This window comes from Simiaoa sp. (assembly GCF_051972595.1).
In the GTDB taxonomy this organism is placed as follows: domain Bacteria; phylum Bacillota; class Clostridia; order Lachnospirales; family Lachnospiraceae; genus Acetatifactor; species Acetatifactor hominis.
In genome coordinates this window covers 1-11,723 of record NZ_JBOKRY010000034.1, presented here as the reverse complement: position 1 = coordinate 11,723, position 11,723 = coordinate 1, and the positions used below count along the sequence as shown (strand labels likewise).

At 48.6% G+C, this 11,723-nt stretch carries 10 protein-coding genes; 2 read left to right on the top strand and 8 right to left on the bottom strand.

All coding sequences use genetic code 11. The features are described from left to right. Window positions 1-133: 133 nt before the first annotated feature. Entirely contained in the window at window positions 134-2,401 is a 2,268-nt protein-coding gene (gene pflB, locus ACTRDR_RS11235) for a formate C-acetyltransferase (RefSeq protein WP_176862287.1), read from the bottom strand. 421 nt (window positions 2,402-2,822) lie between these two features. Between pflB and ACTRDR_RS11230 the strand changes: the two genes are divergently transcribed. Next, complete coding sequence (locus tag ACTRDR_RS11230) at window positions 2,823-3,014, top strand: DUF1858 domain-containing protein (protein ID WP_117465768.1); 192 nt, start codon at window positions 2,823-2,825, stop codon at window positions 3,012-3,014. A gap of 255 nt (window positions 3,015-3,269) precedes the next feature. Here the strand turns inward: ACTRDR_RS11230 and ACTRDR_RS11225 are convergent, their stop codons facing one another. From ACTRDR_RS11225 to ACTRDR_RS11195, 7 genes are all read right to left on the bottom strand, one after another. Further along, window positions 3,270-5,333 carry a LysM peptidoglycan-binding domain-containing protein gene (locus ACTRDR_RS11225; protein WP_440527578.1) on the bottom strand — a complete coding sequence of 688 codons (2,064 nt, stop codon included), beginning with the start codon at window positions 5,331-5,333 and terminating at the stop codon, window positions 3,270-3,272. Further along, window positions 5,330-5,683 carry a glycosyltransferase gene (locus ACTRDR_RS11220; RefSeq protein ID WP_440527576.1) on the bottom strand — a complete coding sequence of 118 codons (354 nt, stop codon included), beginning with the start codon at window positions 5,681-5,683 and terminating at the stop codon, window positions 5,330-5,332. Before ACTRDR_RS11220 ends, ACTRDR_RS11225 begins: the two co-directional genes overlap by 4 nt. Before the next feature lie 152 nt (window positions 5,684-5,835). Then, on the bottom strand, window positions 5,836-6,468 hold the full coding sequence (locus tag ACTRDR_RS11215) for a PrsW family glutamic-type intramembrane protease (protein ID WP_440527574.1): 633 nt from the start codon (window positions 6,466-6,468) through the stop codon (window positions 5,836-5,838). Continuing rightward, window positions 6,465-7,091: a histidine kinase gene (locus ACTRDR_RS11210; protein ID WP_176862295.1), complete on the bottom strand. Its 627-nt coding sequence runs from the start codon at window positions 7,089-7,091 to the stop codon at window positions 6,465-6,467. Before ACTRDR_RS11210 ends, ACTRDR_RS11215 begins: the two co-directional genes overlap by 4 nt. Beyond that, window positions 7,075-7,440: a DUF4179 domain-containing protein gene (locus ACTRDR_RS11205; RefSeq protein WP_440527572.1), complete on the bottom strand. Its 366-nt coding sequence runs from the start codon at window positions 7,438-7,440 to the stop codon at window positions 7,075-7,077. The genes ACTRDR_RS11210 and ACTRDR_RS11205 overlap by 17 nt, the downstream gene beginning before the upstream one ends. After that, window positions 7,427-7,975 carry an RNA polymerase sigma factor gene (locus ACTRDR_RS11200; protein ID WP_440527570.1) on the bottom strand — a complete coding sequence of 183 codons (549 nt, stop codon included), beginning with the start codon at window positions 7,973-7,975 and terminating at the stop codon, window positions 7,427-7,429. Before ACTRDR_RS11200 ends, ACTRDR_RS11205 begins: the two co-directional genes overlap by 14 nt. A 259-nt stretch (window positions 7,976-8,234) precedes the next feature. After that, window positions 8,235-8,963: an adaptor protein MecA gene (locus ACTRDR_RS11195; RefSeq protein WP_440527569.1), complete on the bottom strand. Its 729-nt coding sequence runs from the start codon at window positions 8,961-8,963 to the stop codon at window positions 8,235-8,237. 803 nt (window positions 8,964-9,766) lie between these two features. Here ACTRDR_RS11195 and ACTRDR_RS11190 point away from each other — a divergent pair. Continuing rightward, window positions 9,767-11,467: a glycosyl hydrolase family 18 protein gene (locus ACTRDR_RS11190; protein WP_440527567.1), complete on the top strand. Its 1,701-nt coding sequence runs from the start codon at window positions 9,767-9,769 to the stop codon at window positions 11,465-11,467. Window positions 11,468-11,723 lie beyond the last annotated feature (256 nt).

Genomic DNA, 11,723 nt, shown 5'->3' with positions numbered 1-11,723 from the left:
AATACTCTTATGAATGCAAGCATTCGACGAGCATCCGAAAATATTTAATGGCTTTGAATAGTGTACCCAAAAAGGGACCGGACATTACTGCCCGGCCCCATATACATCCTATTATCTTAGAAACCTGTAAGAATTACAGACTCTTATGGCAGGTTCTTGCGATAACGTCATCCTGCTGCTCCTTGGTCAGGCTGATGAACTTAACAGCATAACCGGATACACGGATGGTGAAGTTAGCGTACTCAGGCTTCTCAGGATGTGCCTGTGCATCTAACAGCTTCTCGGTACCGAATACGTTAACGTTGAGGTGATGAGCACCACGATCAAAGTAACCATCCATTACACGTACCAGAGTTTCTTTCTGCTCGTCAAGGTTGTGACCAAGAGCGGAAGGAGCCATGGTCTGGGTATTGGAGATACCATCCAGAGCATACTCATAAGGCAGCTTAGCTACGGAGTTCAGAGAAGCCAGCAGACCGCTCTTCTCAGCACCGTAGGAAGGTGATGCACCGGGAGCGAACGGTGTGTAAGCTGCTCTACCATCAGGCAGAGCACCGGTAGCCTTACCATATACAACGTTAGAGGTAATGGTCAGTACGGAAGTGGTAGGCTCGGAATTTCTGTAGGTGTGGTTCTTCTTGATCTTCTCCATGAAGGTCTTCAGCAGCCATACAGCGAATTCATCAGCTCTGGGATCATCGTTACCGTACTTAGGGAAGTCGCCTTCGATCTTGAAGTCTACAGCACAACCCTGGTCATCACGGATAACCTTAACCTTAGCATACTTGATAGCGGACAGGGAGTCAGCTACGTGGGACAGACCTGCAATACCGGTTGCGAAGGTTCTTCTTACATCGGTATCGATCAGAGCCATCTCAGCTGCTTCGTAGTAGTACTTATCATGCATGTAGTGGATCAGGTTCAGAATGTTAACATACAGAGATGCACACCAGTCAAGCATGATGTCGTATTTATGCATAACTTCATCGAAATCAAGGTACTCGGAAGTGATAGGAGCGATTTCAGGACCACACTGCATATGTTTGCCGTCCTTGTCCAGATGCTTCTCATCCTTACCACCGTTGATAGCGTACAGTAAGCACTTAGCCAGGTTAGCACGAGCACCGAAGAACTGGATCTCCTTACCGGTCTGAGTAGCGGATACGCAGCAGCAGATGCTGTAGTCATCGCCCCAAATAGGCTTCATAACATCATCGTTCTCATACTGGATGGAAGAGGTGTTAACAGAGATCTTAGCAGCATACTTCTTGAAGTTGTCAGGCAGAGCGCTGGAGTACAGAACGGTCAGGTTCGGCTCGGGGCTGGGTCCCATGTTCTCCAGAGTATGCAGGAAACGATAGTCGTTCTTGGTAACCATATGACGGCCGTCCATGCCGATACCACCAACTTCCAGAGTAGCCCATACGGGGTCACCGGAGAACAGCTGGTTGTAAGAAGGAATACGAGCGAACTTAACCATACGGAACTTCATGGTCATATGGTCGATCAGCTCCTGAGCTTCTTTCTCGGTCAGGGTGCCTTCCTTTAAGTCTCTCTCAATATAGATGTCCAGGAAAGTAGAGATACGTCCAACGGACATAGCTGCACCGTTCTGGGTCTTGATAGCTGCCAGATAACCGAAGTATAACCACTGGATAGCTTCCTTAGCGTTGGTAGCGGGGCCGGAAATATCGTAACCGTAGATCTTAGCCATTTCCTTCATTCCCTGCAGAGCCTTGATCTGATCAGCGATCTCTTCTCTCAGACGAATGATATCCTCGGTCATAACGCCGGTACCGCAGTTCTTCTTATCCTTCTTCTTCTCCTCGATCAGGAAATCAATACCGTACAGAGCAACTCTTCTGTAGTCGCCTACGATACGTCCACGACCATAGGTATCGGGAAGACCGGTAACGATATGGGTATGACGAGCAACCTTCATCTCATCGGTATAAGCATCAAATACTGCCTGGTTGTGAGTCTTGTGATACTCATTGAAGATCTTGTCATATTTTTCATTTACTTCGTAGCCATAGGTGCTTGCAGCCTGCTGAGCCATCTTAATACCACCATAAGGCATGAATGCTCTCTTTAAAGGCTTGTCTGTCTGCAGACCAACGATCTGCTCCAGATCCTTCATAGATTCATCAATATAGCCAGGGCCATAAGCGGTCAGACTGGATACGATCTCTGTTTCGCATTCCAGAACGCCGTTATGCTCACGCTCTTCCTTCTGTAACTCCTGAAGTCTGCCCCAAAGCTTATCAGTTGCTTCGGTAGGTCCCTCCAGGAAGCTCTCATCTCCATCATACGGAGTGTAGTTGGTCTGGATGAAGTTACGTACATTGACGTCTACATCCCAGTGGCCATCTTTTTTAAAGCCTCTCCATGCTTCTGCCATGAAAATTTACCTCCTTTTGGTAAAAACAATTAATATTATCAACTGAGAGTACCAGTTGCGCTGGCATCCCAAGCTGTTTCTTTACGATAAAAGTGTACTACCTGACAAGGGTAAGTGTCAACAGTTTTAGGTAATGTACGCGCTTTTGTACATCAGCTCTGACATGAAAAAGAGATTGCCGTGCGTGGGTGCTTGCACACAAAGCACGAAAACCTCTTTTTCATGGACAAAGCGCACCAACATGAAATAAAAGATGAGCTGCGAAGTGGCGCCATTTGCGGAGCAAATGCTTTTATGAATGTGGTGTGCGGCAGAGCTGATCACGGGGAAGGAACAAATGCTGATGTACAAGAATATTCTTGTAAAATATGGGGGAAAGTATTATACTAAAAAAGCCTTATACGGCAGAAAGGAGACCGATATGACCGGAGTAACAAAAGACATGACCATTGGTGAGATCTTACGTGCCAATCCTGAAGTAGCTCCCGTACTCCTCGATGCAGGAATGCATTGCCTGGGATGCCCTGCTTCACAGGGAGAGACCCTGGAAGAGGCAGCTATGGTACATGGCATTGATGTAGATGAGCTTATGAAAGTGATCGAGGAGCTGTAAGCTTTGTATGTCTGTTTTGGAAACATCACCTGACCGGGGCACACAGGTGAAACAAAGTATTTATGGAATTTCATAGCTCAGATTTCCGCGCAATCGAAATGTGTCCGCCGATTGCGCGGATTTGAGAAATCTAAAGAATTCAAGGAATTCAGATCATCGGCCTTTGGCCGTCTTTTTTTGCCTTTTTCCCTTAGATATATTATCTGATCCGACATTATGATGTATGACTGGCACGGTAGATTCTTTCAAGGGAGACTAATTCTGTGGTACTTTCAGTCCCCAACCGGAATAAATCAGAGCAGGGTCGCGGATCAGTTCCCGGTTCAGGGAAACGATTTCAGCCACGGAGCAGCCGTACTTTCTGGCGATTTTCCAGAGGGTGTCGCCCTGTCTGACGATGTATATCCCATTTTTCTTATTCTCAGGCAGAACAGCATCGGGAGTGCCGCCTGTGATAGGCGCTCCGCTTTGGGGAATCTTAAGCTGCCAGCCGGCGTGAATCCGGTTCGGGTTCTTGATCCGGTCACTGTTGGCTGCCATGATCCCGGTTATGGAGCAGTTGTATTTTCTGGCGATTGCCCAGAGAGTGTCACCTGCCTGTACGGTATAGGTCATATAGGAGGTGGTGTTTTTCACGACAGGAGAGGGAACTTCACGGTCGGTCTGTTCTCCTGAGCTGCTGTCGTCAGTCTTATACTGCTCTACGATATTGCTGGTGCCGTTACCGGGAATGATGGGAGTCGTGTTCTTCGTCCATGTTGCCTTGAGGGTCATGGTGTATCTGGCTTTATCCGTGTCAAAGTTCCATTTTGTTTCCGCACCGTTGTTATTGTAATACCAATACCATCCGTCAAGTGTATAGCCCTCTTTGGTGGGAGTGGGATCCGGCGGGGTGAGTGCCGCTCCGTCACTGTCTAAATGCACTTCCTTGGTACTGCTCTGATCTCCATTGTCTGGGTCAAAGGTGATCACGAGCGTACCGCTCAGATTGGCTTGACTGAAATCACCGCCTATAATTTCACCTTCATTGCTTACCTCTCCAGTGAATGTACCGCATTCGATGATGCTTTTATTACCGTCTTCATTTTTGTTGTTGATTACTTTGCCGGAAAACCTGGTGCCGCCGCTACCGGTGATCGTGCCGGAAGGATACCTATCACCGTTCATTACATCGCCGGCAATTTCGCCGCCGTTGGCGAACAGGACTTTTGCGTTGTACACTCCGCCGCCGCTGCCGCTTGCTGTGCAGTTGCCTTCAATGATGCCGCCGATCATCGTGAATTGGCCGTCGCAATTGTAGACACCGCCACCCTTGCCAAAGCTACCACCGTTCGCCTGACATCCTGTGATGCTTCCGCCCTCCATGGTAAATTGACCGGTTCCGACATACACGCCGCCGCCATAGACCGGATTGCCGATGCAACTGCAGTCCCTGATCGTACCGGAGGACATGGTGAAGCTGCCTCCGTTCCGGATATGTACACCACCGCCGCAAACGGTGGTTTTGTAGACGGGGTCGGTGACGGTACATGCAATGATGCTGCCGCCCTTCATGGTGAATGTACCCTTTGTAACATTCACACCACCGCCACCGTCTGTGCCGTTTGCCTGACATCCTGTGATGCTGCCGCCAGTCATTGTAAAGACAGTTTGATCACTTGAGCCACGCAGTCCGTCAATGTATACGCCACCACCCTCGTAGGTTGCCAGACAGCCGACAATATTTCCGCCGGTCATGGTCAGCTGGCCACCGGTCACTACATACACGCCGCCGCCATTCGAGGTATTACCGCCGGTGATAATGCCGCCGTAGACAATTTCCGAGCCGCCGGTTTCGTCCAGCCCCCATAAGCCGTCACCGCCCGGGGTAAATTTGTGTGGTGTGGATGTGCTGCTGTCCTGAATCGTCAGATTGCCGCCTGATTCCACCTTGATTACGCTGCCGCTGCCGGTCCTTTTCAGTACATTACCATCCAAATCCAGTGTCACAGTACGGTTGACCGTCAGGGTGCTGTCGATATCAATATTTTCCGCCAGTGTGATTTTGACAACACTGCTGTCTGCCAGCATGTCAGTCAGATGCTTCGCTGTCGTCACTTTTGCCACACGGTTTGCGGTCAACGCAGACACGGACAGTCCGTTCAGAACCGCTGCTGCTTCATTTCCCGATGCGCTTTCCGGGGAACCCGGACCCTCTGTGGATGTCGGGGGATTTGTCAGCTGTCCGGTTTCTGCTGCCGATACCGGCGTGGAGACCAGAGAAAGTACCATGGAACTGCAAAGCAGCGCCGCATAGATCCGTCTTCTTTGTTTTTTCATTTATTTTTTCCCTCCCGTTGTTGTGATGCATTTCCTTTTCCCGTGCCTTGTCCGCAGTGTTCTCTTTCCCGGAGTCTGATACACAGTACTGTGATCATGACCGCCGTGGCGAAAGAAATTACCCCCACCAGCACATAACCGCCGGCGTCTTCATGCAGCAGGATAGAACCGTACATTCCCCGGGCGGTGATCTGCGTCTGGCCGGTTGCTGTGTGCACCGTTCCCACAAGGAACGCAGACAGTGCCGTGCACAGGGCAGACAGCCGGCAGATCCCGCGACGCTCCTTCCGGCGATATTTTTCAAACACTCGTTTTTTCACCAGTTCGACCCGTTTTTCTGTATCATACATATCGTTGAAAACCTCCCTTCGGAAAGTAAAGTCATAAAATACATATGCCCTTCATCTAATTAGGTACAAAAAAGCGAAAAAACTCTCACCTGAAAATCAAATTTTTTCAAAAAAACAGGAGCTGCCGACAGCAGCTCCGCAAAAGACAGGATTCAGTTGTGATTCTGGGTAAGGCGGCGGGTGATCAGTTTCCCTGCCGTCAGGATCAGCACAGGCAGAATGTATGCGATATACTGTATCGCACCGCCATAGGCGATCAGAAGATTATAAATTGCATGAAAAGTGATGGCTGCCCCGAGCAGACCGCAGGTTCCGGCGATCTTCAGCCAGGTGCGCTGCCATACATACGCCAGTCCACCGCCGACGATGGCACCACAGATCACATGCATGGCACCCGTTCCAATGCCCCGGAAAAAGATAAAGGAAAAATGTCCGGCTCCATTTTGAATCAGATAGCAGACATTTTCAAAGGTGGCAAAGGAAAGTGCAACGATGATGGCAGCATTTTTTATCGGCACCGGTTCAGGCTCAAATACAAGAAGATAAAAGAGCAACGGCAGGAGTTTCATCACTTCTTCTACCACAGGTGCGATCTCTGCGGTGGCGGCAATCGTATCTGCTGCGTAAAGAGTGGCAAAGAAGGTATTGATGTAAGCGGAGAGCAGGCATGCCCCCATTCCTGCAAGACAGCACAAAAAGAATTTGGCCTGTCGCCTACCCATGCACAGGGCGGCAATCAACAGGGGCGAGGCCATACAGATAAATACATTTTCAATATAGATCATGTCCGCACCGCCTTTCCTGTGGCAGGCAGCAGCCCGAAAAGGCAGACCGTCAGCAGAAGATCACACCAGCAATAGGGACTGAAGATGGAGTCGCCCGGCCAGAAGCAGCCGGAGGTCCACAGAGCGTATTCTGCCGCAACATAGCAGAGGATTCCAATGTGAAAATACCGCAGGTTCCGTCCTTTTCCCGTCTGTGTCTCTGCGTAGACAAGACCGTGGATGGAACGATAGGAGACAAGGATCATCATGCCGCACCAGAGCAGGTTGGAGAGAATGTCACCAAAGGTACAGTAAAATGCGCACAATGGGACTCCGATCAGCGGAGCCAGCAGGGATTTCCGACAGGAAAAGCTTCTTTCCTCCGGGGAGGAGAGAGTATATTGTAGGAGACAGAGAAAAATAACGCTGGAGACCCAGCCGAATTCCGATACATAAAAGATCCGTGGTGTTTCGGAAAACAATAACAGATACAATGTCCAGTACAGGGAGCCCAGTGCGAAACAACCATAAAAGCAAATCAGCAGAAAATATGACAGTGTCCGATGTCTCAGATAACGAATGCCGCTCAGACAGAAGCCCAGCAGGGTGACGAAAAATTGCAAAAGATTAATGATCAATTCCATTGGCGCGGTCCCCCCTCTGCTCTGCCTGCTCTTCTTTGTCCAGCAGATGGACACGAAAACACAGGATCGTCACGCATACGCCGAGAAGAAATGAAAGCAACCCTATTATGATATATTCAGGTGCAGCACCTCCGCCGAGGATCGTTGCCGCCGTTTCATATCCGGAGGAGTTCCCCGGCACCATTTGCCCGGAAATACCAGGCATGACAAAGGAAGCCCCGAAGATCACAGCAAGGCATGCCGCTATGCAGGAAATAGCAACGATCCGCCGCTGTTTCCGCCTTTTTTGCCGCTCTTTTTCCGCAATCCTTCGTCGGACTTCTGCGATCCGTTCCTCATGACTCCGCATTTGTTATTCCCTCCCGTTCCAATAATCCCCGCAGACGCTCTTTTCCCCGGTACATTATATTAGTGATCTGCTTCACGCTTTTTCCCATAACTTCAGCGACCTGCCGGTAACTCATACCCTCAAAATAGGTCAGGTAAAGAGCTTCTCTGTAATCCGGATTCAGTTCACCCATGCATAAATGCAGGATCTGATTCCGTTCTTTTGTCCGGATCACCTCATCCACCAGTTTCCCACCTTCCGGCTCTTTGGTCAGATCATCAAGACAGAAGTGATGCCGCCGGATGCTTTTATGGCGCAAAGCCATATGTCGCGCAGCTTTATACAGGTAAGCCCTGAATCCGCCATCCCGGATATGGGGCCTTTTGGCGAACAGGTAGGAAAATACTTCTATCATCAGGTCCTCTGCCTCGTGAACGTCATGCAGATAGCCGTTGATGTATAAGGTCAGTGGGTTGCCGTATTTTTTCATCAATTCTTCCAGCCCTGTTTCATCGCCGCTTAAATATTGTCGGTATAATTCTTCGTCGGAAATCATATCGTGTACATCCTTTCCACTGTAGCTGGCGGTTCGTCCCTTTGTAATCTCGAATGTGTATGGAATTGCGTAAGCTACATTGCAACGGAGCAATTCATGTATTAAATTTTATTATATGCGAATAAGACTATATTTTCAAGTTACGCGTTTCCCGGCTTCTTTTCTGCAGATCTTCGCCGGGAGAGACAGGTATAAAACAACCATAAAAATAAGAAAGTCCCCACAGAGTGGGAACTCTCCTGAATGTTATGATCTGTTGTTACATTGAAGTATTAGAAAGACGCTGTAAAGCATGTTCGGCGATCAGGGTGGAACAATGTTCCTCAAGAAAAGTAAGGCTTGCCGGTGTGGAACGCTTGGGAATACCGTATTCAGAGATGACATTGCAGACACGGTCGAAGACCTCGCGATCTTCTTCGCCCTGCGTCAGAATCAGATAATACCCGTCGGAGCCCTCTTCGTGATACAGAGTGCTGAGCCCGTGATAATGGCTTCCGGCTATTACTGCCGCATTGATCACCTGTTTCAGAGATTCCATACGGAACAGGCGGGAGCGTACACTGTCATTCTCCTCGGGAGCGGATGCGGAAGGAGCTTCGGGAGCGCTTGCGGTATTGTCTTCGCTCTGGATGCGGCGGAACAGATCCAGCACCTCATCCGCGGAACTGTTGTCACCATCCTCATCGGTATCTTCCGTAACGGAAGGCGCAAAACGGGAAAAACGGGTATCCAGCTCATCCGGGTCTTCCACTTTCGTAATGATCAGTACGATACAATCCGCATTCAGCGGGATGGCCTCGATCATCAGGGGAATATCTTCTGCCTCAAAACCAAATTCAAAATTGGCCTGCTGCATCATATCGCGGAACAGAGATTTTGCCTTTTCCGTGCCGTAAGCAAGCTCACTTATTTTCAATTCGCGGCTGGCGAGATCTTCACGGGTCAGCGTGCAGCGAATCTGATTTTCATTTACTTTTTCTATTTTCATGCGACAACACTTCCTTTCTGCCTTCGCATTGGTATGGTATATAGCTTATACTTTCCCTATATTTTAGTCAATAGACGCAGTTCACTCTTTAAAAAAATTTAATAAAACAGCTTGCCAAACAGGTCGCGACAGTATATAATCTAACCCATAGATGCCTCTGATACTCCGGTACGGAGAGGAGGCTGACGGTTTTTCTTTATTCTTGTTGATTTACTGGGAACGATTCGTTCCATTTCATCCCATTTTTATTTATTATGCAGATAGCTGTTAATGTATTAGGGTATCTATAGGTTATGCGCATCTGTAAAATATAGTATGGAGATGTCTTACAGGCATATACGTGTCTGGTCATAATATTTCAACGGATAATTTCACAATCATAATTCCAAATTTTTCATTTTATTACCAGTACTGTCAGAGGCATTTATATTTAATGAAGAGGTGTCTGCAAGAAAGCGGCAACTGAGGGAAGTCTCACGAATACTTTTGGTCGAAGGCTGCTGCAAATGGTGGATACCGGTATTTACTCCTATATAGGGACAGAAAGTGTCAGCTCACACCCGTGAGAAGATCTGAGATCTAAAAAGGGAATACACTGCAGGAGCGCAAAACGGGATTGCCTCTCTGGCTGTATCCTGCAGTGTATGAATAAACAAGTATGAATAAACATGTACTAATGAACTTTTATGTGTTCCTTGTATTATATGGAGGAACTGTGATAGAATAAAAATGTTCTGCCGATGTGGGCGGAACGTAAGAACGGGCAAAAACGATGCAGGTTGGCCCTGCGGATGGGAGCACATATGAAGAAAAAGATATTACCGGTGATCATTGCAGTCCTGTTGATCCTTGTGATCGGAGGCGTAACACTGGGCAAGGTGCTGCTGGATAAATATTCCTACAGCAAAGAAGAAGCAGACTGGAATGAATTCTACCAGGTGTCAGAGACAGACAGAAGCGCTATTATTTTACAGGATGAGATGGTGGAAGAACAGGCGCTTATCAGAGATGGTGTCTGCTATTTTGATCTGGCAACTGTGCATAAATATATGAATGAAGTGTTCTATGCGGATGTGACGGAGAACCTGCTGTTATATGCCACTCCGACGGAAGTGATCCGGACGGTGTTCGGCGAGACTTCCTATAACACAACGGAAGGAATGCAGGATGTGGGCTTCGTTATCAGCTTTGTCGAAGGAGATACGGTATATGTGGCTGCGGATTATGTAAAGCTGTTCACAAATTACTCCTATGAATGCTATGACAGACATGTACAGGTCTATACGGAATGGGGCACCAGACAGGTGGCGCAGCTGAAGAAGGATACAGCTGTCCGTTTACGCGGCGGTGTGAAGAGCCCGATCCTGACGCAGGCAGCGAAGGGAGATACCCTGGAGATTTTAGAGCAGATGGAGACATGGAGTAAAGTAAAGACTGCGGATTCCGTGATCGGCTATGTGGAGAATAAGCGTCTGGGAGATATCGCGGAAGAGACCGAAGCTCCGGTGACGGATTATCAGGAACCGGAATATACTTCACTCACCGGTGACAGCAAGATCTGCCTTGGATGGCATTCCATTGGTGGCGTCGGCGGTAACGATACGCTGTATTCCATGGTATCCGGTACGAAGGGAATGAACGTGATCGCACCTACCTGGTTCAGTATGACCGATGAGTACGGAGCATTCCGAAGCTTTGCAACGGCGGATTATGTAACCACCGCCCACAATATGGGACTGCAGGTATGGGGCGTACTGGATAACTTTAATTACGCTAATGAAAACGGTATATCCATCAGTACATTAAATATGTTGTCATCCACCACGGCGAGACAGACCCTGGTGCAGAATGTGACGGATACGGCAGTCAGCCTGGGACTGGACGGCATCAATGTAGATTTTGAACAGCTGAGCAGCGATTGCGGACCTCATTATGTGGAATTCTTAAGAGAACTTTCCATTCAGTGCCGTAATAAGGGACTGGTACTCTCCGTAGACAATTACGTACCGTTTAATTTCAATGATTATTATCGCCTGGATATTCAGGGACAGGTTGCTGATTATGTTATCATTATGGGATATGATGAGCACTGGCATGGCAGCAAGGATCCCGGAAGCGTGGCAAGTATCGGTTATGTATCCGATGGACTGGACAGAACCCTGCAGGAGGTTCCGGCGAATAAGGTGGTCAATGCACTTCCGTTCTACACTATCCTGTGGAAGACAGAAGGGACAGATGTGACGGATGAATACATTACCATGCGCAATGAGGCGGAGTTCATGAGCAGAGCCGGTGTGACGGCAGAGTGGAATGAAGAGACATGTCAGAATTATGCGGAGTGGACCTCCGGTAATGCTACCTACCAGATCTGGCTGGAGGATGCGGAATCCATCGCCGTGAAGCTGAACATGATGACCACGAAGAATATCGGTGGTGTGGCAGTATGGCGACTGGGCTACGGAACACAGGCAGCCTGGGAATTGATCAACGCCTACCTGCAATAACTTGAGAGTTACGAGCCATGCAAAAATAGAACGGAATACCTCGGTGGGAGCTTGCTCACACAAGAGGTTATTTCGTTCTATTTTTATACCGTGCGTCCAACGGACACACTCGACAGCCGTCAATGAAATAAATGTGGAGCGCCTTTTGCGACACATTTATGAATTGAGTGCATGGCTCGTAACGTAGGGTTGTCGTAAACTCCACGAACGCCCACGGCGAACGGAATGTCCTTCCTCGATGTGAGGTCTCCCGGTG